We start from the raw sequence: 25824 nt of genomic DNA, 5'->3' as shown, positions 1-25824 counted from the left end.
CCCATGCGCATCCTCATCACCAATGACGACGGCATCAATGCCCCCGGCCTCAAGGTGCTGGAAGCCATCGCTGCCGAGATCGCTGGACCCACGGGCGAGGTCTGGACCGTTGCCCCCGCTTTCGAGCAATCGGGGGTGGGCCACTGCATTTCCTACGTCCACCCCACGATGATCGCGGAACTCGCCCCCCGCCGCTTCGCCGCCGAAGGCTCGCCCGCCGATTGCGTGCTGGCGGGGCTTTTTGACGTGCTCAGGGACAGCCCGCCCGATCTGGTGCTTTCAGGCGTGAACCGGGGCAACAACGCGGCCGAGAACGTGCTTTACTCCGGCACCATCGGTGGCGCGATGGAGGCCGCACTTCAGGGCCTGCCCGCCATCGCGCTCTCGCAATACTACGGCCCCGGCAACGTGACCCTGAGCGACAGTTTCGAGGCGGCCAGCCAGCATGGCGCGGGGGTGATCCGCAAGCTCCTCGACAACGGCCACTGGGATCAGACCGATTACCGCGTTTTCTACAACGTGAACTTCCCACCCCTGCCCGCCGCCGAGGTGCGCGGCACCCGCGTCACCACGCAAGGCTACCGGCGCGGGACGCATTTCAGCGTCGAGCCGCATCTGGCCCCCAATGGCCGCCGGTTCCTGTGGATCAAGGGCGGGCGGCAGGACATCGCCACCGAACCGGGCTCGGATGCCCATGCCAATCTCGACGGCTATATCTCGGTCACGCCGATGCGCGCCGATCTGACCGCGCATGACAGACTCGACACCTTGAGGGCCGCGCTGGAATGACCCCCGAGGACGCCACGCGCAAGATGCAGTTCCTGTTCCAGCTGCGCCAGAAAGGCGTGACCGACACCCGTGTGCTCAAGGCGATGGAGGCGATCGACCGTGGCGGGTTCGTGCAGGGCCATTTCGCCGCCCGCGCCTACGAGGACATGCCGCTGCCCATCGCGTCGGGCCAGACGATCAGCCAGCCCTCAGTCGTGGGGCTGATGACGCAGGCGCTGTCGGTCCAGCCGCGCGACACCGTGCTGGAGATCGGGACCGGCTCGGGCTATCAGGCCGCGATCCTTGGCGAATTGGCGCGCCGCGTCTACACCATCGACCGCTTCCGAACCCTGACGCGCGAGGCCGAGGCGCGGTTTGCTGCCCTTGGCCTCACCAACATCACCGTGCTGACGGGCGACGGCAGTTTCGGCTTGCCCGATCAAGGCCCCTTCGACCGGATCCTCGTGACGGCCGCGGCCGAGGACCCGCCGGGGCCACTGCTGCAACAGCTCAAGCTCGGCGGGGTCATGGTGCTACCCGTCGGCCAGTCCGACGCGGTGCAAAGCCTGATCAAGGTCACCCGCCGCGCCGATGGCGCGGGCTTCGACTATGACGAGATCATGCCGGTGCGTTTCGTCCCTCTGATCGACGGCCTGCCGCGCGATTGAGGCAACTGTGATCGGCAATTCGCCGCCGCAGGGGTTTATCCATGCCCCGGTTTCGATGTAGAAGCGGCATCAAGACAAGAACCCCGACCCGCGGGGTCGTAGCCAGTGAATGCCCGGCCCATGGTCCGGCCATGATGTTGAGGAAGACCCGAGCGATGCGCCGCGCCCATCTGATCGCCCTTGGCCTTTGCCTGCCGTTTCTGGCGGGCTGCGTCGCGTCCGACCTCGATTTCGACCTGCGGCCCGACCGCATTTCGACAAGGGGCGCAGGCGTGGCTGCCCCCCGTCCCGCCCCTGATGCCAACGGGCTTTTGACATATGAAAGCTATCAGGTCGTCGTGGCCCGTCGCGGCGACACGGTCGCGGGTGTCGCCGCGCGCATCGGCGTGGACGCCGATGAACTGGCCCGCTTCAACGGACGGCAGACCACCGATGTGCTGCGGGCTGATGAAATCCTCGCCTTGCCGCGCCGGGTGACACCCGGTGGCACTGCCGCACCCGGAGGGCGCGACATCGCCGCCATCGCCTCGGGCGCCATCGACGCCGCCGAGGCCCGCCAGACCCCTGCCGCTGCACCCTTGGCGGTGCAGGACGGTGCGGAACCCGTGCGCCACCGCGTGGCCCGCGGCGAAACCGCCTATTCGGTCGCGCGGCTCTACAGCGTGTCGGTGCGCTCGCTGGCGGAATGGAACGGGCTCGGCCCCGATCTGGCGGTCCGCGAAGGGCAATTCCTGATCATCCCGCTGGTGATCGAAGAGGCCCCACAAGCCGCCCGTACAGCCCCCGGCACCACGGTGGCGCCGCTGCCACCCTCCTCGGCGACGCCTCTGCCCGCACCGATCCAACAGGGCACCCCGCCCGCAAGCGGCACGCAGACCGCGGCGCCGGCGGCCGCCCCTGCGCCTGCACCGACACCGCCGCCCGCAGCAGCCCCCACGGCCCGCTTCATCATGCCGGTGTCGGGCAGCATCATTCGGCCCTATGGCCGTGGCAACGAAGGCATCGACATCGGGGCCGCGACGGGAACTCCCGTGCGCGCCGCGGGCGACGGCGAGGTGGCGGCGATCACGCGGGACACCGACCAGATCCCGATCCTTGTCGTGCGTCATTCAGATGGGCTGCTGACGGTCTACGCCAACATCCGCAACATCTCCGTCGCGCGCGGTGACCGCGTGACCCAGGGACAGACCCTGGCCGAGGTCGGCCCGGGCGACCCGTCGTTCCTGCATTTCGAGGTGCGACGCGGGTTCGAGGCGGTGAACCCGACCCAATACCTGCCCTGACAAGGGCGCGCCGCTGCCCACGGCGCATGACCTTGGGACACGCCTGCGCGGCGTGGCGGGAACCGGTCGGTAAAGTGGTGGATGAACCCTGACCACGGGGGTGAGATCTACCCTCAGATCCTTGGCCGTCCGCCGCGCGATCACGGCGGCAAGACTTGCGCGGTCGATGATCAACCGCCGTCACGTGATCGGCATGTTTTTGCGCTGGACCGACCCGCCTGCCCCCGCTAGGCGGACCGGATCACCAGACCGGAACCGCCCTCATGACCGCCGCCCTGATCGCAGGCTTTGCCCTGTCGCTGTCGCTGATCCTCGCCATCGGGGCGCAAAATGCCTTTGTCCTACGCCAAGGGTTGCGCCGCGCCCATGTCGGTGCGGTGGTGGCCGTCTGCTGCCTTTCCGAGGCGGTTCTGATCTTCACCGGCGTCGCGGGTTTCGGGGCCATTGCAGCACGCGCCCCTTGGGCGATCGAGGCGATGCGCTGGGGCGGCGCGGCCTTTCTCGTGGTCTACGGCCTGCGCAGCCTGCGGGCCGCCTTGACCACGACCGGCGCGCTTGAGGCCGTCGGCCCGGCACGGCAAGGCCTGCGCACTGCCATCGCCACGACCCTACTGCTGACATGGGCCAATCCGCATGTCTATCTTGACACGGTCGGGCTGATCGGCGCGGTCGCGGCCACCTATGGCGAGGGGCGTTGGGCTTTTGGCGCGGGCGCGCTGTCGGCCTCCGTCCTGTTCTTCGTGGCCTTGGGCTATGGCGCGCGCGGGCTTGCCCCTGTCTTTGCCCGGCCTGCCGCGTGGCGGGCGCTGGATGCCATGGTGGGCGCGACGATGCTGGCTCTGGCGGTCAAGCTTGCGCTCGGCGCCTGAGCGTCTGGACAGTCCCTGCCGCCTGCGCCATGTCTGACGCATGATCCCCACCCCCAAAGCCACGTCCCCGGCCGCAGCCTTGGCGCCTGTCCCGCCGCAGGCCGCGCAGCCGGTCGCCGGGATCATCTGGATGATCGTCACCGGCCTGTGCTTTGTCGTCGTCACCGCCAGCGTCAAGATGGTCGGCACAGAGGTTCCGGCGGCGCAATCGGCCTTCTTGCGCTTTGCGCTTGGCGTGGTGTTCCTGATCCCGATGTGGCCTGCGGTGCGCGCGGCCACCATCGACCGCAAGACCTGGGGCCTCTTCGGCATTCGGGGTCTATGTCATTCCATCTCGGTGGTATTGTGGTTCTTCGCCATGACGCGCATCCCCATCGCGGATGTCACCGCACTGAACTACCTCAACCCGATCTACGTCATGCTGCTGGCTGTCATTCTTCTAAAAGAACGACTTGGGCCTTGGCGCATTGGGGCAGTTGGGGTGGCTTTCCTCGGCACACTGGTCATCGTGCGCCCCGGCTTCCGCGAGATCGATATCGGCCATATCGCCATGCTGGGAACCGCCGTGGCGATGGCGGCCAGCTATTTCATGGCCAAGGTGCTGAGCAGCCGCACCAAGCCCGAGGTGGTGGTCTTCATGCTCTCGGTGGTGGTGCCGATCTTGCTGCTGCCCTATGCGTGGATGGTCTGGGTGCCGATCGGCTGGCGCGAACTGGGGCTTTTGACGATCACGGCGATCTTTGCCACGGCGGGCCATTACACGATGACGCTGGCCTTCACCAAGGCGCCGCTGACCGTGACGCAGCCCGTGACCTTCTTGCAGTTGATCTGGGCCACGACCTTGGGTGTGGTGGTGTTCGGCGAAGCGGCGGATGTCTTCGTCATGCTGGGCGGCGCGATGATCATCGGTGCGATCAGCGTCGTCACCTGGCGCGAGGCGCGGCGCAAGTCGCTGATCACGCCACCGCCCGACGCACCCACGGCCTAGGTTAACCTTTTTCCTTTCGCCTGCAAATTATGCAGCCTGCCACCATCCCGCTCAGGCTGGGACCAAAGACCGTTGCCGCAACGCAGCGATCCGCACTCTGTCATACGCGATTAACCATTCCGGTCGTCAATGAACCACAGCGGAGGTTCGCATGACTTTGGAAGCCCTGATATTCGGCGGGATCGGTACTTTGGCCGAGGTCGCGGAACTCGATCGCGCGGCATGGAACGCGGCCTTTCGCGCGCATGGCGTCGATTGGAACTGGTCGCAAGACACTTATGGAGAGTTGATGCGGCCGGGCGGCGACCGCCAATTGGCGGCGCGCTATGCCGCCCATCTGGGGCAAGTGGTCGAGGCGGATCTGCTGGACCGCACCCACCAGAATCATTTCGCCACCATGCTTGCGGGCGGCGTGCCGCTGCGCCCCGGCGTGGCGCGGGTGATGAACTGGGCGGCGCGCGGTGGCGTCCGGCTGGCGCTTGTCAGCCGGTCCGAGGTCGATCCGGTGCGCGCCCTGCTTGTGGCGACGGCGCGGGCGCGCGGCGGCGTGGCCTTTGACGTGGCGATCTTGCGCGACGACGTCGCCCGCATGGCCCCTGACCCCGAAGCGATGGAGGCGGCCCTGATCGAGCTGGGTCTGGGCCCATCGCGGGCGGTGGCGGTCGTTGATACCCCCGTGGCGATGCAGGCCGCGCGGGCGGCGGGCCTTGCCGCCCTCGCCTTCCCCGGCCGCTTGGCCGAGGCCGAGCCCGAAACCTTTGCCGGCGCCCCGATCGCCCATGTCCTCAGCCCCGAGGCCTTGATCTCGGCCTGGCGCGGCGACAGCTGCGAGGCGGCGGAATGACGGGGCGCAAAGCGCTGCGGGCTTGATCTGGCTCAAGGTAGGCGCGGCATGTCAGGGCCTAGGGTCGGTGCGATCCCACGGACCCATGGAAGGAAGCCCGCATGTCCCACACTCCCCACGAACTGGCCGAGGAATTTCCGCAAGACGTCCAGAAGATCCATGCGCTCAAGACCACCGACAGCCATTTCGCCCGTCTGATGGAAGCCTATCACGACGTCAACCGCGCGGTGCACCGCTCCGAGACCGGCATCGAGCCGGTGGATGATTTCACCGAGCAAAAGATGCGCAAGGAACGCATGGCGCTGAAGGATCAGATCGCGACAATGCTCGCCAAGGTCTGAGCGGCGGTATCACGAGCAGGCGGGGCCGCGCGGCCCTGCCCCCTCAAGCGTCCCCGCCGTCTCCGTCGCCGCCGTCGCCACCATCCCCATCGCCGCCATCCCCATTCCCGTCGATGTCCTCGGCCCTGCCGTCATCGCCGTCATGCCCTTCCAGCAGCGCCTGAAAGCGCTCAAAGAACTGGTCGGCCATCCGCGTGGCGAAACTGTCCACCAGCCGCGATCCAAGCTGCGCGATCTTGCCGCCCACCTTGGCCTCGACATCGTACTGCAGGTCGGTGCCACCACCCTCGGCATCCGACAGCACGATCCTGGCCGCGCCCTTGGCAAAGCCCGCGACGCCGCCCTTGCCCTCGCCGGTGATCGTGTAGCTGGTTCCGGGCACGACATCCGACAGCGTCACCTCGCCCTTGAAGGTCGCCTTGACCGGCCCGACCTTTTGCTTGACCACCGCGCTGAACCCCTCTTCGGGCGAACCGGTCAATTCTTCGCAGCCCGGAATGCAGGCCTTGAGGACCTCGGCATCGTTGAGCGCCGCCCAGACTGTCATCCGGTCTGCCGCGATGGTGCGGGTTGCGTGCAGTTCCATGGTCGGTCTCCTCCGTGCGTGAGCGTTCAGGATTAGGGGGCGGGAGCCGCAGGCGTCAACGCCCGATCTCGTAGGGCAGCGTGCCGCGCCGGTTCGGATCGACCACCAGATGCCGCTCGAGCGGCGGCACCGCGCGCTGGTGGCACTGCGCCCGCTCGCAGATCCGGCACGAAATCCCGATGGGCTGAAACGCCCTGTCGCGGTCCAGATCCAGCCCGTCGGCATAGACCAGATCGCCCGCATGCTTGACCTCGCAGCCTAGCGAAATGGCAAAACGCCGCGTGGGCAGGCCCCAGGCCCCACCCGACTTGGACACGTCGCGCGCGATGATCACATAGCGCATCCCGTCGGGCGTCTCGGCCAGTTGGCGCAGAAACCGCGTCGGCGTCTCGAAGGCCTGATGCACGTTCCACAGCGGGCATGCGCCGCCAAAGCGGGCGAATTGCAGCCGTGTCGCAGAATGGCGTTTGGTCACCGTGCCCGCCTGATCCACGCGCGCGAAAAAGAACGGGATGCCCTTGGCCCCGGGCCGCTGCAGCGTCGACAGCCGGTGCGCCACCTGTTCGATCGAGGCGCCGAACTGGATCGACAGCCGCTCCAGATCATGCCGCGTTTCGCGCGCGGCGCCCGCAAAGCGGGAATAGGGCATCAGCACCGCGCCCGCGAAGTAATTGGCCATCCCGATCCGCGCAATCTCGCGCGAGGTGTCGGACTGGAACCGCGCCAGATCCAGCGTCGCCTCGATCAGCTGCGCCTGTCCCAAAAGCGCGTATTGGTGCAAAAGCTGGAACCGCTGCGTCTCGGGCGCGGCGCGCGGGCTGAGGGTGAGAATCCGCGTGGCCGGATCATAGGCGCGCACGCCCTGCCCTGCCTCCAAGCGCAGCGTGACGCCCATCGCGGCCAGAACGGCTTCGGTATGGGCGGCCAGATCGCCGGTCGCCTGACCCGCAAAGCGTTCGGCCGCACGGTCCACCGCGTCGATGTAATTGTCGCAATAATGGAAGAAGTCGCGCACCTCCTCCCACGGGCTGGGGGCGGAACGGCGGTCCTGCCCCAGCGCCTCGTCGAGACTGGCCAGCCGTTCATGGGTCTGCCGGTAGGCCCGGTGCAGGTCGAGAAAGGCGCGCGCCAGTGCGGGCGCGTTAGATGCTGCAAGACGCAGGTCCGCCATGCCGGGCGCACCATCGGAAAACACCGGATCGGCCAGCGCCTCGCGCATGTCCGACACCAGCCGTTCGGCGTCGCCCGCGCGCAGCTCGGTCACGTCGATGCCAAACTCCTGCGCCAGCCCCAGAACCACCGCGGTCGAGACCGGGCGGTTGTTGTTCTCCATCTGGTTGAGATAGGGCAGCGACACGCCAAGCCGCGCGGCGAAATCCTTTTGCGTCAGGCCCAGCCGCGTGCGGATCTCGCGCAGCTTGGCACCGGCGTACAGCTTCTGAGGCGGCATGGGCGCGGCTCCGTCAGATTTGCAAGCGCATCGTGCATGTTTGCAAACCGCGCTGCAAGCCTTACCCTTGAACCTGCCGCTGCCTCCGGATCGTGTAGAGGATGGCAAGAACCCCCAGAACCGATGTGACCAGCATGATCGCGATCAGCGGATAGGCCCCGCCATCGCCGGTCAGCACCGCGCCTGCCAGCGCCGACAGGGCAGCGCCGCCACCGATCATGATCGCGCCGCCAAGGCCAGAAGCCGTGCCCGCCAGATGCGGACGCACCGACAACATGCCAGAGGTCGCATTGGGCAAAACCATGCCGTTGCCAAGACCAACGAAGGTCATGAACCCGAAGAACACCAGCGCGGTCTTGAGCCCGATCAGGAAAAACAGCAGTGACAGTGTCAGCCCGACGGCCGAGATGATCGCGCCGTACAAGATCATCGCGTTGATCCCCGCGCGCACCGAATACCGCCCCGAGATCCAGTTGCCGAAAAAATATCCCAGCGCAGGCGCCCCGAAGTAGAAACCGACCGCCGAGGGCGACAGGCCGAACACCTCCGACCCGACAAAAGGCGCGCCGCCGAGATAGGCAAAGAACGCGCCCGAGGCAAAGGCCGCCGAGAGGCAGTAGCCCCAGAACCGGCGCGAGGTCAGCAGTTCGGGGTATTGCGCGAATTGCGCCGCGAAACTGCCCGAGCCTGGGCGCGCCGTCTCGCCCAGATCGCGCCATGTCAGCACCAGAACCAGAAGGCCCAGCCCGAACAGCAGCCAGAAATTCGCCTGCCAGCCGAAGCTCTCGTCCAGCACGCCGCCCAGCGCCGGGCCGATCATCGGCACGACCGCCATGCCCATGGTGACATAGCCGATCTGGCTGGCGGCCTGATCGGCCGGATACATGTCGCGCACCACTGCGCGCCCCAGCACAAGGCCCACGACGACCACCGCCTGCATCATCCGGAAGAACAAGAAGACCTCGATGTTCGGCGCAAAGAGACACCCGAGCGTGGCCACCAGAAACACCGCCACCCCCCCCAGCAGGACGGGCCGCCGCCCATAGCGATCCGAAATCGGACCGATCAGGATCTGAAGGCCGGCGTTCACCGCAAGATAGAGCGCGACCGACAGCTGCATCAGCCGGTAATCGGTCACGAAATACTCGGTCATCTGCGGCAGCGACGGAAGGAAGATGTTCATGGACAAGGCACCGAGGCCCGTCAGAACGATCAAGGTGAAAATATGGGGCGGGGTCGCGCGGTCGAGGAACCGCACCGGTTCGATTGTTGACATGCACACGGAACTAGGCCGAACCGGCGCGCGGGTCCAGAGGTGGCGGCATGCGCGGACGCAGGGGTGTCTGTGCGCTCACGTCCAGCGGTGGAATACGAAGAAGGCTCCGGCCGCGATCAGACCAAAGCCTATTAGGTGGTTCCAGGCCAGCGGCTCGCGCAGGTAGACCACGGAAAACACGCCGAAAACGGTCAGGGTGATGACCTCCTGTATGGTTTTCAACTCGGCAGCCGATCGGCAGCCGAGAAATGTCCGTGCCCGATCCGGTTGGCCGGGACCTGCAGCAGGTATTCGAAAAAGGCGATGCCCCAGCTGATGAAGATCACCGTTACCAAGGGCGCGGTCTTGAACTTGAGGTGCCCGTACCACGCGAAGGTCATGAAGATGTTGGACAAGATCAAAAGGCCGATCGTGGTGACCGGAACGGAAAACTGCGGCATGGTTCACCTGAGGGACATGGGGGCGCCACACCTGTGTAGCGCAGCCCCGATCCTCCGGCGAGAGGGAGGTCGCAGCCCCTGAGCAATTTTGCAAATATTGCACGCAATCCGCAAACTACTTTGCAAATATGCGCAATCCGACTCGCCTCCTGTCCCCTGCGGCCATAGGGTCCGCGACAATCGGCCCGGTCCTGCGCTACGCCTGTGGGAACGCCGCGCTCACGACCATTCGGAGGGGAAGCCGCATGAAGGATATCTTGCAAGAACTCGAGCACCGCCGCGACCAGGCGCGCCTTGGCGGCGGGCAGGTCCGCATCGACGCACAGCACGCCAAGGGCAAGCTGACCGCGCGCGAACGGTTGGAGCTCTTGCTCGATGAAGGTTCCTTCGAAGAATACGACATGTTCGTCACCCACCGCTGCACCGATTTCGGGATGGAGAAATCCAAGCCCCGCGGCGACGGCGTGGTGACCGGCTGGGGTACGGTCAATGGCCGCATGGTCTATGTGTTCAGTCAGGATTTCACCGTTCTGGGCGGATCGGTGTCGGAAACGCATGCCGCAAAGATTTGCAAGATCATGGACATGGCGATGCAGAACGGCGCGCCCGTGATCGGTATCAACGATTCCGGCGGCGCGCGCATTCAGGAAGGCGTCAGCAGCCTTGCCGCCTATGGCGAGGTGTTCCAGCGCAACATCGAGGCCTCGGGCGTGGTGCCGCAGATCAGTCTCATCATGGGCCCTTGCGCGGGCGGCGCGGTCTATTCGCCCGCGATGACCGACTTCATCTTCATGGTCAAAGACAGCTCCTACATGTTCGTGACCGGCCCCGACGTGGTGAAGACCGTCACCAACGAGGTCGTCACCGCCGAGGAACTGGGCGGCGCCACCACACATACCCGCAAGTCCAGCGTCGCCGACGGCGCCTTCGAGAACGACGTCGAAGCCTTGGCCGAGGTGCGCCGCCTGATCGATTTTCTGCCGCTGTCCAATCGCGAAAAGCCCCCCGTGCGGCCCTTCTACGACAGCCCCGACCGGATCGAGGAAAGCCTCGACACGCTGATCCCGGACAATCCCAACAAGCCCTACGACATGAAGGAACTGATCCTGAAGGTCGCGGACGAGGGCGATTTCTACGAGATTCAGGAAGAATTCGCCAAGAACATCATCACCGGTTTCATCCGGCTGGAGGGGCAAACGGTCGGCGTGGTGGCCAATCAGCCGATGATGCTGGCGGGGGTTCTGGACATCGACAGCGCGCGCAAGGCCGCGCGCTTCGTTCGCTTTTGTGACTGCTTCGAGATCCCTTTGCTCACTTTCGTGGATGTTCCGGGCTTTTTGCCGGGCACTGGGCAGGAATATAGCGGCGTCATCAAGCATGGCGCGAAACTGCTCTTCGCCTACGGCGAGGCAACGGTTCCGAAAGTCACCGTGATTACGCGCAAGGCCTATGGCGGGGCCTATGTGGTGATGTCCTCGAAACACCTGCGGGGCGACATCAACTACGCCTGGCCGACCTCGGAGATCGCGGTGATGGGCGCCAAGGGCGCGGTCGAGATCATCCACCGGGGCGATCTGAATGACGCGGAAAAGACGGCGGCCCACACCAAGGAATACGAGGATCGTTTCGCCAATCCCTTTGTCGCGGCCGAGCGCGGCTTCATCGACGAGGTGATCCAGCCGCGCTCCACCCGCAAACGGGTCTGCCGGGCCTTTGCGCAGCTGCGCACCAAGCGCAAGCAGATGCCGTGGAAGAAACACGACAACATTCCGCTGTAGGCTGGGCAATTTGCCCACCAATCCCTGCACGGCGGGCAGAGTGCCCACTCCACGAGGCCCCACATGACCGACCCCATCTTCCACATGATCACCGGCGGCCCGCGCCCCGTCGCCCCCTTTTCCCACGCGGTGGAGGTGGACGGCTGGGTGTTGCTAACCGGCCAGATGCCGACCGACCCCAGAGCCCCCGACGCGCTCCTGCCCGAGGGTGTGGCGGCGCAGACGGCCCGCGTGATGGAGAACCTCGAGATCGTGCTGAAAGGCGTCGGGCTGGATCTATCGCATGTCGTGCAGATGCGCGCCTATCTGACGGAATTCGAACGCGATTATGCAGCCTTCAACGAGACCTACCAGGGCTTTTTCCCGCCAGACCGCAGGCCGGCCCGCACCACCATCGGCGTGACCGCGCTGGCCGTGGGGGCGCTGGTCGAAATCGACTGCGTCGCCCACAGGCCAAAGGATGCCGCCCGGTGAGTCTGCCCACCCTTCCCCTAGCAGGTCTTCTGTCGCTGGTGCCCCTGACCTCCATGGCCGAGGCATGGCCCCTTGGCGAGTTGGCTGCCCCCTCGGGGCTGAGCCTGTCGCTGATGGAGCTGCTGTTCGAGGAAAACCCGTGGTCGGGCGAGATGCTGGTCGTGGTGCGTCTGCTCGCACCGACCATCGTCGAGGATCTCGATACCCCGCTCATGCTGCGCACCGACATGGACTGGGCCTGCCGCACATGGGGTGTTCCTGCCGCAGCGACGCTGGCCACCGCGCCCGATCTGGTGGTGATCGAGATGATGGCATCCCCGGTCGAACGCGGCGTGTCCGCACCGGAGGTGCCGCAATTTTTCGAACAATACCGGCTCGAAGGGCCGGTCTGCATCTGGGAGCTTTTCTGATGTTTCCACAACATGTTGCGGCGCGACGCTCAGGTGGATGCGGATTTGATGCAAGCCGGTCACAGAAAGACACGGCCTGTGGAAAATCCTGTGGAGAAAGCACGCCTCGCGGTATTCTCGGGAGCGGCCGTACCCATGCGGCTGTACCTCTGATCATGGCCGTTTGCGTGCATTCGGGCATGGTCCAATACGAAAGGAAAGCGAGATGTCGCGTTTCATCCAAACGCTTCTTGCCTTGGGCCTTGTGGCAGGTGTTGCAGCTTGCGGCTCTTCGGCGCCCGTGCAGGAAGAAATCATCTTCATCGAACCCGCACCGATCACGCACGATCGGGTGTCGAACAAGTATCGCTGAAGACCACCGGACCGGGCGGGCGGCAACGCCTGCCCGGACCTCCCCGTCGCCCGCGACACTGGCAGGCGCTGTGCACCGGTGGAAATTCCCACTCGGCAAAAAGGCCCTTCTCCGGCACTGTAAGGCGCGCATATGCGCCTCAAGCGGGAGAAAGCCATCATGTTTTCGCGAAAATCGATTGCCGTCTTCACCATCGCTGCTGCTGCCCTCGCCGGCTGTGCGGCCCCCAATCCACCCAGCCGCGCCGCAGCAACGCCCCTTTTCAACAAGTCCGGCGAAGCCCTCTGCCGGCCTGCGGGGCAGCAGATCAACGCCACCTACCCGGCCCGTGTCCCGATCTGCGAGGATGTCTGCGAAGGGGACTACGTGGCAGGTGCCAATGTGGCGATCTGCCCACCTGTCTACATCGATCGGCGTCAGCCCACGGATGACGGCCGGAACGACGGCGGCCAGAACGACACCCGAGGGGGCACCCAGCGTCCCTGACACCGCGAGGCTTCATCAGGCCTCCACCAGCGTGGGAATTCCGCGATGATCAAGCACCGCGGATTTCCCGGCCGTCTTCCCGGCACGGATTACCAGTTCACGATCCGCAGAGCGGCAAAGGAGGGCGCGACGAAACTGGTCGCGCGCGAACGCTACGCCGACCGCAAGCCCGCCGACCGCCGCGCCGATGCCGCCTTCATGGAGGCGCTTTGGCTGTGTTTCGGCACCGAACCCTTCGAGCGTGGCAATCTTGATGCCGGACGGCTGTCCTGGCTCTTTGGACGCGAGGTCGTACCGGCAGAGGATCCGTTTGATCCCGCAAGCTACGAGGCGCTGCTGGTCATAGACGAGCGCCGCGCCCGTGCCGCCTTTCCCGAAGCCTTCGACGGCCGCGGCATCTGGGAAGGCGCATCGGCATGATATCGCCTTTCGCCTTTGCCGGTGCGCGGTTTCGCGCGCATCGCGGACTTGGGGGCGAAATTCCCCTTCCGTCGCGGGAAATCCGTGTCATGCTGACTATGCCGGTTGATGTCCCCAGTTGCAAGACAACCGGCATCGACAAGACGTGTTACCCTTCCCCTTCGACGCGGTCGGCCAGCTTGCTGCGCCGACCGCCTTTTTCCGCCGATGGGGGTATGGGTCCGGAAAGCCCTGCTATCGCGTCGGGCGAATTGCCTGTATATATTCCGACACGAGGCACATCGACAGGAGCAGACGCAAAATGCGCGCCACCCAAAAGACTTTCATCCCCGCAACTCTCTTTGCCGCGGCCCTCGCGTTGTCGGGCTGTGTCACCTCCGATCTCGAACGCGCCGGTCTCGGCGCGGCGGCCGGTGGTGTCACCGCGGCAGCCTTCAATGGCAACATCGGCACCGGCATCCTCATTGGGGCAGCCGGGGGCGCGTTGTGCGACGACGTGGGCCTCTGCTGAGGATCACGCCCGGCGCGCCCGCGCGCTGAGAAAGACAATCACGGACCAAGGCCATCGGGGTGCAACACCCCCGGTGGCCTTTTTTGCGTCAGAACAGGGCCCAAGCCCTGCAGGGAAGGGACAGTGACCATGTTCAAGAAGCTCTTGATCGCCAACCGGGGCGAGATTGCCTGCCGTGTCATCAAGACGGCGCGCAAGATGGGGATCGCCACGGTCGCGGTCTATTCCGATGCCGACCGAAACGCGCTGCATGTCAAGATGGCCGACGAGGCGGTGCATATCGGCCCCGCGCCAGCATCCGAGAGCTACATCGTGATCGACAAGATCATGGCGGCCATCAAGGCCACGGGTGCCGAGGCCGTGCATCCGGGTTACGGCTTCTTGTCCGAGAACATGAAATTCGCGCAAGCGCTCGAGGCCGCGGGCGTGGCCTTTGTCGGCCCGCCCAGCCCCGCGATCGAGGCGATGGGCGACAAGATCACGTCGAAGAAACTGGCGGCCGAGGCCGGGGTTTCGACCGTGCCGGGCTACATGGGCCTGATCGCGGATGCCGACGAGGCGGTGAAAATCTCCAATCAGATTGGCTATCCGGTGATGATCAAGGCCAGCGCCGGCGGCGGCGGCAAGGGCATGCGCATCGCCTGGACCGACCTTGAGGCGCGCGAGGGCTTTCAGGCGTCCAAGAACGAGGCGAAATCGAGCTTCGGTGACGACCGCATCTTCATCGAGAAATTCGTCACCCAACCGCGCCACATCGAGATTCAGGTTCTGGCCGACAGCCATGGCAATTGCGTCTACCTTGGCGAACGGGAATGTTCGATCCAGCGCCGCAACCAGAAGGTGATCGAGGAGGCGCCCTCTCCTTTCCTCGATGCCGCCACGCGCAAGGCCATGGGCGAACAGGCTGTCGCGCTGTCGCAGGCCGTGGGCTACACATCGGCGGGCACAGTGGAGTTCATCGTCGACGGGGACCGGAATTTCTATTTTCTAGAGATGAACACCCGGTTGCAGGTGGAACATCCGGTGACGGAGCTGATCACCGGCGTGGACCTTGTGGAGCAGATGATCCGGGTCGCGGCGGGCGAAAAGCTGCCCTTTGCGCAAGACGACATCACGTTGACCGGCTGGGCGATGGAAAGCCGGCTTTACGCCGAAGATCCCTATCGCAACTTCCTGCCCTCGATCGGACGGCTGACGCGCTACCGCCCGCCGGTCGAGGTGCAGGCCGGGCCGCTGCACGACACCGGCAAGTGGCAGGGCGAAGCGCCCTTGGGCGACACGGCGGTCAGGAATGACACCGGCGTCTTCGAGGGTGGCGAGATCAGCATGTTCTACGACCCGATGATCGCCAAGCTCTGCACCTGGGCGCCCGACCGGGCCGGTGCGATTGCCGCAATGCGCACGGCGCTCGATGGGTTCGAGGTGGAAGGGATCGGGCACAACCTGCCCTTCTTGTCGGCCGTGATGGACCATCCGCGCTTTGCCAGCGGCAACATCACCACAGCCTTCATTGCCGAGGAATATCCCGACGGGTTCGAAGGTGCCACGCTTGCGCCGGACGCTTTGGCACGCGTTGCGGCGGCTGCGGCGGCGATGCACAGGGTGGCCGAGATCCGGCGCACGCGGGTGTCGGGGCGGATGGACAACCACGAACGCCGCGTCGGCACCGATTGGGTGGTGACGTTGCAGGGCTCGGATTTCGACGTGACCATTGCCGCCGACCCTGACGGGTCGACCGTGCGTTTTGCCGATCGACAGGCGATGCGGGTGACCTCGGACTGGACGCCGGGCGACAGCCTTGCGCGGCTGATGGTCGAGGGCGAGGCGCTGGTGCTGAAGGTTGGCAAGATCCCCGGCGGGTTCCGGCTGCGGACGCGCGGCGCGGATCTCAAGGTCCATGTGCGCAGCCCGCGTCAGGCGGCACTGGCCCGCCGCATGCCCGAAAAACAGCCGCCCGACACCTCGAAACTGCTGCTCTGCCCAATGCCGGGCCTGATCGTGCGCATCGACGTGGAGGTGGGGCAAGAAGTGCAGGAGGGTCAGACGCTGTGCACGGTCGAGGCGATGAAGATGGAAAACATCTTGCGTGCCGATCGCCGCGGGATTGTGGCCGCGATCAAATGCGGGGCGGGCGACAGCCTGGCCGTCGACGAGATCATCATGGAGTTCGAGTGACGCCGTGACCCGCCGCGCGCCGCATATCGGAAATGGACCGGGGCATCATTGCCCCGTCCGGATCTCTTCTTGGCGGAGCGCGAAATTGTCGATGCCGCGCGTGATCTCGCGCACATCGCGGGGCGACGGGCGGCGAAAGCCGATGGCGCCGTCTTTTTGTATCACCACCAGCGAGAAGCCGCGCGGGCGCAGCGCCGTGCGGATGGCCGAGCGAGCCTCCGGATCTGTGTCGACAAGGATCACCACGTCACGATCCAGAAGGGGCTGGGGCCTGTCGGCCAGCAGCTGCAATTGTTCTGCGACACGTGGATCATTCGGGGTATCGGCGAAGACGATGATCGGACGGGCGATCCACTGGAATTCCTCCAGCGTCAGCTCGCGGGCATCCCGCGGCTCCAGCGGATCGACAATTTCCATCTCGGCATCGCCCGCCTCGGCGGCGGCAACGGCCATGGACTGTGCCCAAGCCATGCCCGTCAGGGTCAACGATGCGGTAAACGCTAGCACGATGTGTCGCATTCTTCCTCCGTTCGTCTCGGATATAGGCACGCGCCGCGGAAAAGCGAAGCATTTCGGGCATGTCGTGCCACGCATTTTTTCCTTTCACGCGATCTTCACAGGTCGCGCGGCAATCTTGCAGCCGCACCCCGTGCCGGGGTCGGGATGACAAGGGCGCCATGCGTATCGTGCTTCACCTTGGTGCGCATCGCACCGCGACGACCACCTTCCAGCGCACGCTGGGTGACAATGCCGACGCGCTGCGGCGGGCGGGGATCGCCTATTGGGGGCCGCGGCGTCTGCGCGCAGGTCTGTTCGATGGATTGTACGGCGGTGCGCCAGCCCTGCCGCCGCGGCGCGAAGGGCGGGCGGCGGGCCGCGTCGCCCTGCAGGTCGAGATGGCGGCGCGCGCGGGCGCGAGCACCCTGATCGTCAGCGAAGAGAACATGCTGGGCACCATGCGGCTGATCACGCAGGCAGAACGGCTCTATCCCGATGCGGGCGGACGGGTAGCGCGCTTTGCCGATGCCTTCGCGGGCCATGATGTAACCTTGGGCCTGTCGATCCGGTGCCATGATGCGTTCTGGGCCTCGGTGCTGGGATGGCGGGTGCTGCGCGGCGGTGCCTTGCCCCATCCGGCGCTGTGCGACCGGCTGGTGACGCAGCCGCGGCGCTGGCGGCATGTGATCGCCGATCTGGCACAGGCCGTCCCGCAGGCCCGGATCGTCGTCTGGACGCATGAGGCGATGGCCGGCCGTCCCGGCGATCTGCTGGCGCATCTGACCGGGGCGTCTGTGCCGCTGAAGGGCGCGGACCGCTGGTGCAACCCCGGTGTCCGGCTGCCCGAGTTGCGCGCCTATCTGGCCGACATCGGCGCGGATCCTGCGTTGGCGCGCGGGGCGGCCGGGCGTTTCATGCCCTTTGACCCGCATCAGCGCGCCGCGATGCGCGCGCAATACGCCGAAGACATCGACTGGCTGACCGCCGGTGCCGGTGGTCTGGCGCGATATATCGACGAGGTCGGGGCACGAACCCCAGGCCCGACAGGACAAGGAAGAGGACCTACAGATGACGCAGAACACGCACGCCGCATGGCGTGATCTCGCCGCAAAGGAACTGCGCGGCCGCGATCCGGATACGCTTTCGTGGGACACGCTGGAGGGGATCCGGGTCAAGCCGCTCTATACCGCCGAGGACACCGCGGGCCTGCCGCATATGGGCAGCCTGCCGGGCTTGGCACCCTTCACCCGGGGCGTGAAGGCGACGATGTATGCCGGTAGGCCGTGGACCATCCGCCAATACGCGGGCTTTTCCACCGCCGAGGAAAGCAATGCGTTTTACCGCAAGGCGCTGGCGGCGGGGCAGCAGGGCGTTTCGGTCGCCTTCGATCTGGCGACGCACAGGGGCTATGACAGCGACCATCCGCGGGTCGAGGGCGATGTGGGCAAGGCGGGCGTGGCCATCGACAGCGTCGAGGACATGAAGATCCTGTTCGACGGCATCCCGCTGGACAAGGTGTCGGTGTCGATGACGATGAACGGCGCGGTGATCCCGATCCTCGCGAATTTCATCGTGACCGGCGAGGAACAGGGATATGCGAGGGCGGTGCTTTCTGGAACGATCCAGAACGACATCCTCAAGGAGTTCATGGTCCGCAACACCTATATCTACCCGCCCGAGCCGAGCATGCGGATCATCTCGGACATCATCGGCTACACCACCACCAACATGCCGAAATTCAACAGTATTTCCATCTCCGGCTACCACATGCAGGAGGCCGGCGCGAACCTTGTGCAAGAACTGGCCTATACGCTGGCAGACGGGCGCGAATATGTGCGCGCGGCGACCGCAGCGGGGATGGATGTGGATGATTTCGCGGGGCGGCTGAGCTTTTTCTTCGCCATCGGCATGAATTTCTTCATGGAAATCGCCAAGCTGCGCGCGGCGCGCACGCTGTGGCACCGGGTGATGACGGAGTTCGGCGCGCAAGATGAACGTTCCAAGATGCTGCGCACGCATTGCCAGACCTCGGGCGTGAGCTTGCAGGAACAAGACCCCTACAACAACGTGGTGCGCACCGCCTACGAGGCGATGAGCGCGGTTCTGGGCGGCACGCAATCGCTGCACACCAACGCGCTGGATGAGGCAATCGCGCTGCCGACCGAGTTCAGCGCCCGCATCGCGCGCAATACCCAGTTGATCTTGCAAGAGGAAACCGGGGTGACGCGCGTCGTTGATCCGCTGGCAGGCTCCTACTACGTCGAAAGCCTCACCAACGACCTGATCGAGCAGGCCTGGGCGCTGATGCATGAGGTCGAGGAGATGGGCGGCATGACCAAGGCGGTCGCCAGCGGCATGCCCAAACTGAGGATCGAGGAATCGGCGGCGCGGCGTCAGGCGATGATCGACCGGGGCGAGGATGTGATCGTCGGCGTCAACAAATACCGCAAGGACGTCGAGGACCCGATCGACATTCTCGACATCGACAACGTCAAGGTGCGCGACAGCCAGATCGCCCGGCTGGCCCGCGTCCGCGCCACCCGTGACGAGGCTGCCTGTCGAGCGGCACTGGCCGAGATGGAACGGCGCGCGAAGGAAGGTGGCAACCTGCTCGAGGCCGCGGTCGAGGCCGCGCGCCATCGGGCATCGGTGGGAGAAATCAGCATGGCGATGGAAAAGGTGTTCGGCCGCCACCGGGCAGAGGTCAGGACGTTGGCCGGTGTCTATGGCGCAGCCTATGACGGCGATGCGGGCTTTGCCGCCATCCAGGCCGATGTGGAGAGATTCGCCGAGGAAGAGGGGCGCCGCCCGCGCATGTTGGTCGTCAAGATGGGGCAAGATGGCCATGATCGGGGCGCCAAGGTGATCGCCACGGCCTTTGCCGATATCGGCTTTGATGTCGATGTGGGGCCGCTGTTCCAGACGCCCGAGGAAGCGGCGCAAGATGCCATCGACAATGATGTTCATGTCATCGGCATCAGCAGTCAGGCGGCGGGTCACAAGACGCTGGCGCCCCGTCTGATCGAGGTGCTGAAAGCGCGCGGCGCGGGCGATATCTTGGTGATCTGTGGCGGCGTGATCCCGCATCAGGATTACGAGTTCCTGACCAAGGCAGGGGTCAAGGCGATCTTTGGCCCCGGCACCAACATCCCCGATGCGGCGCGCGATATCTTGTCGCTGATCCGGGCCGCCCGCGCGGCTTGAGGCCACGGATCGGGAAACTGCAGTTTTTCGGCCGGGACAACTGCAGTTTTCCCATACGGCGGTCGCGCATTTTTCGCCCAAACCCTATCTGCGTAGCATGCCACCCCTTGTCCGGCGGCCCACCCTGCCGCATCAAGGGCAAAGAAACAGGAGAACGCATGGCCCTGCCCATCCGCCAGCAAGTCACCTACTGGGGCATCGCCACGGCTGTGTTCCTCTTCGTGCTCTGGGCTTTGGGCAACGTGATCTTGCCCTTTCTCGTCGGCGGCGCGATTGCCTATTTTCTGGATCCGGTCGCCGACCGACTGGAAAAGATGGGCCTGAGCCGGGTTCTCGCCACCGTCATCATCTTCGTGTTTTTGCTTGGCGTGGTGACCCTGTCGCTTCTGGTCATCATCCCGCTCTTGATCCAGCAGACCAATGGTCTGATCCAGTCCGCACCCGATCTGTTCAACCAGTTGCGCAACTGGCTGAGCGAACGGTTTCCCGACGTGATGGCCGAGGGATCACCTGTGCGCCAGTCGCTCGTCTCCATCGGCGAGACGATTCAGTCGCGGGGTGGCGAATTGCTGCAACAGCTGCTCAGTTCGGCTGCAGGTGTCGTGAACCTGCTGGTGTTCCTTGTCGTTGTGCCCGTCGTGGCCTTCTACATGTTGCTCGACTGGGACCGCCTGATCGCGCGCATGGACGACCTTTTGCCGCGCGATCATGCCGACACGATCCGCATGCTGGCCGGCCAGATAGACCGGACTTTGGCCAGTTTCATCCGGGGTCAGGGCACGGTCTGCCTGATCCTCGGCACCTTCTATGCTGTGGCACTGATGGTGGTGGGGCTGCAGTTCGGGCTGGTGGTGGGGCTGGTCGCAGGCCTTTTGACCTTCATCCCCTATGTCGGCGCGCTGGTGGGCGGCGGTCTGTCTGTCGGTCTGGCGCTGTTCCAGTTCTGGGGCGACTGGTGGCTGATCGTGGCAGTCGCGGCGATCTTTCAGGTCGGACAGATGGTCGAGGGCAACATCTTGACGCCCAAGTTGGTGGGGTCCTCCGTGGGCCTGCACCCGGTCTGGCTGATCTTCGCGCTCTCGGCGTTTGGCACGCTCTTCGGCTTTGCGGGGATGCTGGTGGCAGTGCCGGTGGCGGCGGCGATCGGGGTTCTGGTGCGTTTTGTGATCGATCAGTACAAGGACGGGCTGCTCTACAAAGGCCAGTCCGACCGCGAGCACGAGGGTCACGGGGACGACGCGTGAGCCCTCGTCAACTGGTGCTGGACCTGCCGTTCCGGGCGGCGATGGGGCGCGCGGATTTCTTTGTCTCCGAGGCCAATGCGGGCGCCGTCGCGGGGCTGGACGGCTGGCGCGACTGGCCGGGGGGGAAGATGCTGCTGATCGGCCCTGCAGGCGCGGGCAAGACGCATCTGGCCCATGTTTTCGCGGCGCAAGGCGGCGCGCGGATCGTTGCGGCCTCGAACCTTTCCGACACCGACCCCTCACCCCTCGCCGAGACCCCAGCTCTGGTGGTCGAGGATGCCGACCGCATCGCGGGCAACCCGGTGCAGGAAGAGGCGCTGTTCCACCTGCACAATGCCGCCGCCGATCGCGGCTGCGCGCTACTCATCACGGCCTGCGCCCCGCCGGGGCACTGGGGGCTGCGCCTGCCGGACCTGCTCAGCCGCATGTTGCAAGCCGCGCAAGTGAGCGTGAGGGCACCTGATGACGCGCTGATGGCCGCCGTTCTGGTCAAGCTGGCCGCAGACCGTCAGATGACGCTGACGCCCGCGTTGGTGGCCTATGTCCTGCCTCGCATCGCGCGGTCGCTGGCCGATGTGCAACGGTTCGTGAACGACCTCGACGCCGAGGCGTTGGCGGACAAGCAAAAGCCGGGGTTGCGCCATGTAAAGCAGGTGCTGGCCCGGCTTGGCGGGTGATCCGAACGCCCCTCGACGCCGTGCGGCCGTCGCCCCACAATGGAGGCATGCGTCACGCAACCTTCACACAATCCCACTAGGTCCGCCCCCATGAGCTTCGCCGATTTCCTCACCGCCCCCCTGCCCGAACCCGTGACCCTGCCCGAGGCGCAGATCACCGGCCCTCAACGGTTTTTCAACCGCGAGCTGTCGTGGCTGGCCTTCAACTGGCGTGTGCTGGAAGAGGCCGGCAACCCGCGCGTGCCGCTGCTGGAACGGGTGCGCTTCGTGTCGATCTCGGCGGGAAATCTCGATGAGTTCTACACCGTGCGCGTCGCGGGCCTGCGCGAGCTGGCGCAGGAGGGGAACCTGACGCCCGCAGCCGACGGGCGCACACCCGCCGAGCAGCTCAAGCTGATCAACGCCGATGCAAGACGCCTTATGCAGCACCAGCAGGCGGCGTGGAACGCGCTCAGGACCGAGATGGAGACCGAAGGGCTGACCGTCGTGACCACCTCAAAGCTGACGGTCGCGGATCGAAAGCATCTTGAAGAGGAATTTTTCGCCCGCGTCTTTCCGGTGCTGTCGCCTCTGGCCATCGACCCGGCGCACCCTTTTCCCTTCATCCCGAACGAAGGCATCGCGCTGGCGCTGCAGATGACGCGCGAGCGGGACGGACGGGTTCTCAAGGCGCTGTTGCCGATCCCGGGCCAGATCGACCGGTTTCTGCGCCTGCCCGCGCCCGAGGGGCAGATGCGGTTCCTGCCGCTCGAAGACCTGCTGCGTCTGCATATCGGGGCGCTGTTTCCGGGCTACAAGCTGACCGGATCGTGCATGTTCCGCGTGCTGCGCGACAGCGATCTGGAGGTGGAGGAAGAGGCCGAGGATCTGGTCCGCGAATTCGAGACAGCGCTGAAGCGCCGCCGTCGGGGTGAGGTCGTACGCCTGCAGATCAGTGCGGGCGCACCCGACGAGCTCAAGGCCGAGATCGTGCACCAGCTGCATGTCACCGAGACCGAGGTGGTCGAGGTCAAAGGCATGATCGGGCTGGTCCGTCTCAAGGAACTGGTGGTGGATCAGCGGCCCGATCTGCTGTGGCCCAGTTTCACGCCGCGCGTGCCCGAACGGGTGCAGGACCATGACGGCGACATGTTCGCCGCGATCCGGCAAAAGGACATGCTGCTGCATCACCCCTACGAGACCTTCGACATGGTGATCCGCTTTCTCAGCCAAGCGGCGCGCGATCCCAATGTGGTGGCGATCAAGCAGACGCTCTACCGCACCTCCTACGAATCCCCCATCGTCGATGCGCTGTGCGAGGCGGCAGAGAACGGCAAATCCGTGACCGCACTGGTGGAGTTGAAGGCCCGTTTCGACGAGGCCGCCAACATCCGCCAGTCGCGCAAGCTGGAACGCGCCGGCGCGCATGTGATCTACGGCTTCATCCACTACAAGACGCATGCCAAGATCAGCACAGTGGTGCGCCGCGAGGGCGACCGGCTGGTGACCTACACCCATTTCGGCACCGGCAATTACCACCCGATCACGGCCCGCATCTACACCGACCTGAGCCTGTTCACCTGCGATGACGCGCTGGGGCGCGATGCCACCAAGGTGTTCAACTATGTCGGCGGATATGCGGAACCCGAGGGGTTGGAAAACCTGCGGATCTCGCCGCTGTCGCTGAAATCGACGATCCTCGACGGGCTGAAGGCCGAAATCGAACATGCCAAGGCAGGTCAACCCGCGATGGTCTGGGTCAAGATGAACTCGGTCATCGACCCCGACGTGATCGACGCGCTTTATGCCGCGTCACAGGCCGGGGTGCGGATAGATCTGGTCATCCGCGGTATCTGCGGCCTGCGCCCGGGCGTGAAGGGCCTGTCGGAGAACATCCGCGTCAAATCCATCGTCGGGCGCTTTTTGGAACATTCGCGCATCGTGTGTTTCGGCAACGGCTTTGGCCTGCCGTCGAAAAAGGCGCGTGTCTACATCAGTTCGGCCGATTGGATGGGCCGCAACCTCGTCCGCCGGGTGGAAACACTCGTCGAATGCCGCAACCCCACCGTCAAGGCGCAGATCGTCAGCCAGATCATGGCGGCGAACCTTGCGGATGTGGCCCAGACTTGGGTGCTGCAACCCGATGGCAGTTTCCTGCGCCCCGACCTGAACGCCATCGACACCCCGTTTTCGTGCCACCGCTTCTTCATGGAAAACCCCTCGCTGTCGGGGCGCGGCTCTGCGGGGGCCAAGGATGTGCCGGACCTGACGCACAGTCATGACTGACCCGCGACGCCGGTGTGGTTGACGCCTGCGTGGCTCCTGTGCACAAGACCTCATGGTTAGGCAGATGCGCGCCGAAACGCCGCCGGGCGGCCCGGAACAGCACCCCGAATGGGGGCCTTTTGGCGTACCCCTTTTCGATGGCCCCGAGGCGCAAAGCCTTGCGCGCGTTGGCGTGATCGATATCGGCTCGAATTCCGTCCGGATGGTGATCTTTGACGGCGCCGCCCGCAGCCCGGCCTATTTCTTCAACGAAAAGATCCTGTGCGGGCTGGGCGAAGGCTTTTCCGAGACCGGGCGGCTGAACGCGCAGGGCAAGATCCGCGCGATGGGCGCGCTGAAACGCTTTGCCCGGTTGGCCGATGCGGCTGAGGTAGCACCCCTTCTGGCGGTGGCGACGGCGGCGGTGCGCGACGCCGAGGATGGGGCCGCGTTCCGCGAGGCGGTGCGCACGGCAACCGGCCTCGAGATCCGGGTCATCGACGGCACGGAAGAGGCGCGGCTGTCGGCGCAGGGCGTGCTTTTGGGCTGGCCCGGCGCCGAGGGGCTGATCTGCGACATCGGCGGATCCTCGATGGAACTTGCCGAGCTCAAGGGCGGAGGCAAGGTCGGGATGCGGGCAAGCTCGGACCTCGGGCCGCTCAAGCTGATGGGGATCACCGGCGGCAAGAAGGCGCTGCGCGCCCACATCAAGGCCGAGGTGGGCCGGCTGGCCAATGATTTCGCCCAACGCTCGGAGCGGCTGTTTCTGGTGGGTGGATCATGGCGGGCGATTGCGCGCATCGACATGGAACGGCGTGGCTACCCGCTCAAGGTGTTGCACGAATACCGGATGACGCCGCAAGGCATCCTCGACACGATCAAGTATATCGGCAAGACCGACATCGACGTGCTGCGCGCCTCGACAGGGACCAGCGGAGAGCGCATGCGCCTCGTGCCCCATGCCGCCGAGGTGCTAAAGGTGCTGGTGCGCAAGCTGAGGCCCCGCGAAATCGCCGTGTCGTCCTACGGCATCCGCGAGGGGCTGCTCTATGAACAGATGTCCGAGGCGCTGCGAAAGCGCGACCCCCTGATCGAAGCCGCCCGCCATTCCGAGGCGCAATCGGCCCGCATGCCGGGCTTTGGCCGCCAGCTTTACCGCTTCGTCGAACCGCTGTTCCCCCGCGCGCGCGCCGACAAGAAGCGCCTGATCCGCGCTGCCTGCCTGTTGCATGACGTGAGTTGGCGCGCGCATCCCGATTACCGCGCCGAGGTTTGTTTCGACAACGCGACCCGCGCAAACCTTGGCGGCATGACCCATGCCGAAAGGGTCTATCTGGGTCTGGCGCTGCTGCACCGCTACAAATCGAACCGGGCAGGCACCGGATTCGATCCCGCGCTGCTGGACCTGCTGCCCGAAGCACAGGTGCGCGAGGCCGAAATTTTAGGCCGCGCAATGCGCTTTGGCGCGATGTTCGCGGTCGCCAATCCCTCCGACCATGGCACGCTCGTCTACCGCTCCAAGCGCCGCGAGTTGATCTTGACGCTGCACACCGACGCCGGGCGCGACCTGTTCGGCGAGGTGGCACAGGCGCGGTTCAAGGCGCTGGCCGCCGCGATGGAGGTCGAAGCCATCGTGGTGAACGGACCGTAAGGGCATCGTAAGGTTTTCCGGACTACGCTCGACGGAAGTGTTGGCATAGCCTTTGCAACACCGCCCCCGAGACCCCCGACCCGGAGACGCTGCCATGACCATCTTGAACACCATCGCGATTTCCCTCGTGGTCCTCGTGTTTGTGATCTTCACGGTCCTGATCTTCGGCTCGGGCGGTCTCGTCGCA

Annotated in this window: 25 protein-coding genes and 1 pseudogene; 21 read left to right on the top strand and 5 right to left on the bottom strand. The window is 65.4% G+C overall.

Annotation, left to right across the window (positions count from 1 at the left end):
* The first annotated feature begins 3 nt into the window (after positions 1-3).
* The 7 genes from surE (at position 4) to C7455_RS07940 (ending at position 5761) form a co-directional block, all read left to right on the top strand.
* Positions 4-789: a 5'/3'-nucleotidase SurE gene (surE, locus tag C7455_RS07970; RefSeq protein WP_109667179.1), complete on the top strand. Its 786-nt coding sequence runs from the start codon at positions 4-6 to the stop codon at positions 787-789.
* Complete coding sequence (locus C7455_RS07965) at positions 786-1436, top strand: protein-L-isoaspartate(D-aspartate) O-methyltransferase (protein ID WP_109667177.1); 651 nt, start codon at positions 786-788, stop codon at positions 1434-1436. Before surE ends, C7455_RS07965 begins: the two co-directional genes overlap by 4 nt.
* A gap of 155 nt (positions 1437-1591) precedes the next feature.
* Positions 1592-2719, top strand: a complete 1128-nt coding sequence (locus C7455_RS07960; protein ID WP_245904264.1) for a peptidoglycan DD-metalloendopeptidase family protein — start codon at positions 1592-1594, stop codon at positions 2717-2719.
* Between the two features lie 263 nt (positions 2720-2982).
* Positions 2983-3588, top strand: a complete 606-nt coding sequence (locus tag C7455_RS07955) for a LysE/ArgO family amino acid transporter (protein WP_109667175.1) — start codon at positions 2983-2985, stop codon at positions 3586-3588.
* Positions 3589-3628: 40 nt separating this feature from the next.
* Entirely contained in the window at positions 3629-4576 is a 948-nt protein-coding gene (locus tag C7455_RS07950) for a DMT family transporter (protein ID WP_342767624.1), read from the top strand.
* Between the two features lie 151 nt (positions 4577-4727).
* Positions 4728-5420: an HAD family hydrolase gene (locus tag C7455_RS07945; protein ID WP_109667173.1), complete on the top strand. Its 693-nt coding sequence runs from the start codon at positions 4728-4730 to the stop codon at positions 5418-5420.
* A gap of 101 nt (positions 5421-5521) precedes the next feature.
* Positions 5522-5761, top strand: a complete 240-nt coding sequence (locus C7455_RS07940; RefSeq protein WP_109667171.1) for an HP1242/YdcH family protein — start codon at positions 5522-5524, stop codon at positions 5759-5761.
* 43 nt (positions 5762-5804) lie between these two features.
* Here the strand turns inward: C7455_RS07940 and C7455_RS07935 are convergent, their stop codons facing one another.
* The 4 genes and pseudogenes from C7455_RS07935 to C7455_RS07920 all read right to left on the bottom strand — a co-directional run bounded on the left by C7455_RS07935 (position 5805) and on the right by C7455_RS07920 (position 9513).
* Positions 5805-6347: an SRPBCC family protein gene (locus C7455_RS07935; RefSeq protein ID WP_109667169.1), complete on the bottom strand. Its 543-nt coding sequence runs from the start codon at positions 6345-6347 to the stop codon at positions 5805-5807.
* Between the two features lie 55 nt (positions 6348-6402).
* A complete protein-coding gene (locus tag C7455_RS07930; protein ID WP_109667167.1) occupies positions 6403-7797 on the bottom strand; it encodes a helix-turn-helix domain-containing protein in 1395 nt (464 codons plus the stop codon).
* A gap of 61 nt (positions 7798-7858) precedes the next feature.
* Complete coding sequence (locus tag C7455_RS07925) at positions 7859-9073, bottom strand: multidrug effflux MFS transporter (protein ID WP_109667166.1); 1215 nt, start codon at positions 9071-9073, stop codon at positions 7859-7861.
* 75 nt (positions 9074-9148) lie between these two features.
* Positions 9149-9513, bottom strand: a pseudogene (locus C7455_RS07920) (DMT family protein).
* 245 nt (positions 9514-9758) lie between these two features.
* Here C7455_RS07920 and C7455_RS07915 point away from each other — a divergent pair.
* The 8 genes from C7455_RS07915 to C7455_RS07885 all read left to right on the top strand — a co-directional run bounded on the left by C7455_RS07915 (position 9759) and on the right by C7455_RS07885 (position 16119).
* Positions 9759-11291 carry an acyl-CoA carboxylase subunit beta gene (locus C7455_RS07915; RefSeq protein WP_109667164.1) on the top strand — a complete coding sequence of 511 codons (1533 nt, stop codon included), beginning with the start codon at positions 9759-9761 and terminating at the stop codon, positions 11289-11291.
* Between the two features lie 63 nt (positions 11292-11354).
* On the top strand, positions 11355-11765 hold the full coding sequence (locus C7455_RS07910; protein WP_211315466.1) for a RidA family protein: 411 nt from the start codon (positions 11355-11357) through the stop codon (positions 11763-11765).
* Complete coding sequence (locus C7455_RS07905; protein ID WP_146199955.1) at positions 11762-12175, top strand: DUF6497 family protein; 414 nt, start codon at positions 11762-11764, stop codon at positions 12173-12175. Before C7455_RS07910 ends, C7455_RS07905 begins: the two co-directional genes overlap by 4 nt.
* A gap of 205 nt (positions 12176-12380) precedes the next feature.
* A complete protein-coding gene (locus tag C7455_RS20115; RefSeq protein ID WP_170119030.1) occupies positions 12381-12527 on the top strand; it encodes a lipoprotein in 147 nt (48 codons plus the stop codon).
* A 132-nt stretch (positions 12528-12659) separates the two neighbouring features.
* On the top strand, positions 12660-13013 hold the full coding sequence (locus C7455_RS07900) for a hypothetical protein (protein ID WP_109667160.1): 354 nt from the start codon (positions 12660-12662) through the stop codon (positions 13011-13013).
* Positions 13014-13058: 45 nt separating this feature from the next.
* Complete coding sequence (locus C7455_RS07895) at positions 13059-13433, top strand: hypothetical protein (RefSeq protein ID WP_109667158.1); 375 nt, start codon at positions 13059-13061, stop codon at positions 13431-13433.
* Positions 13434-13734: 301 nt separating this feature from the next.
* Positions 13735-13944: a hypothetical protein gene (locus C7455_RS07890; RefSeq protein WP_109667157.1), complete on the top strand. Its 210-nt coding sequence runs from the start codon at positions 13735-13737 to the stop codon at positions 13942-13944.
* A 129-nt stretch (positions 13945-14073) separates the two neighbouring features.
* Positions 14074-16119 carry an acetyl-CoA carboxylase biotin carboxylase subunit gene (locus tag C7455_RS07885; RefSeq protein ID WP_109667155.1) on the top strand — a complete coding sequence of 682 codons (2046 nt, stop codon included), beginning with the start codon at positions 14074-14076 and terminating at the stop codon, positions 16117-16119.
* Between the two features lie 45 nt (positions 16120-16164).
* On the opposite strand, the gene C7455_RS07880 is transcribed toward C7455_RS07885, so the two are convergent.
* The gene (locus tag C7455_RS07880; RefSeq protein WP_245904263.1) at positions 16165-16638 is read right to left on the bottom strand and encodes a DUF4174 domain-containing protein; all 474 of its coding nucleotides are present in this window, start codon (positions 16636-16638) and stop codon (positions 16165-16167) included.
* 158 nt (positions 16639-16796) lie between these two features.
* Between C7455_RS07880 and C7455_RS07875 the strand changes: the two genes are divergently transcribed.
* The 6 genes from C7455_RS07875 (at position 16797) to C7455_RS07850 (ending at position 25637) form a co-directional block, all read left to right on the top strand.
* Positions 16797-17717, top strand: coding sequence for a hypothetical protein (locus tag C7455_RS07875; RefSeq protein WP_109667151.1), 921 nt, complete (start codon positions 16797-16799; stop codon positions 17715-17717).
* Positions 17686-19821 carry a methylmalonyl-CoA mutase gene (scpA, locus tag C7455_RS07870; RefSeq protein WP_109667149.1) on the top strand — a complete coding sequence of 712 codons (2136 nt, stop codon included), beginning with the start codon at positions 17686-17688 and terminating at the stop codon, positions 19819-19821. Before C7455_RS07875 ends, scpA begins: the two co-directional genes overlap by 32 nt.
* A gap of 158 nt (positions 19822-19979) precedes the next feature.
* On the top strand, positions 19980-21065 hold the full coding sequence (locus C7455_RS07865) for an AI-2E family transporter (protein ID WP_109667148.1): 1086 nt from the start codon (positions 19980-19982) through the stop codon (positions 21063-21065).
* A complete protein-coding gene (locus C7455_RS07860; protein ID WP_245904262.1) occupies positions 21062-21742 on the top strand; it encodes an HdaA/DnaA family protein in 681 nt (226 codons plus the stop codon). Before C7455_RS07865 ends, C7455_RS07860 begins: the two co-directional genes overlap by 4 nt.
* Positions 21743-21832: 90 nt before the next feature.
* Entirely contained in the window at positions 21833-24007 is a 2175-nt protein-coding gene (locus tag C7455_RS07855; protein ID WP_109667144.1) for an RNA degradosome polyphosphate kinase, read from the top strand.
* Positions 24008-24071: 64 nt separating this feature from the next.
* Positions 24072-25637, top strand: a complete 1566-nt coding sequence (locus tag C7455_RS07850) for a Ppx/GppA family phosphatase (protein ID WP_109667143.1) — start codon at positions 24072-24074, stop codon at positions 25635-25637.
* Positions 25638-25824 lie beyond the last annotated feature (187 nt).

The sequence above is a fragment of the Roseicyclus mahoneyensis genome, from assembly GCF_003148775.1.
Lineage (GTDB): Bacteria > Pseudomonadota > Alphaproteobacteria > Rhodobacterales > Rhodobacteraceae > Roseicyclus > Roseicyclus mahoneyensis.
This window is presented reverse-complemented; position numbering and strand designations above follow the sequence as displayed.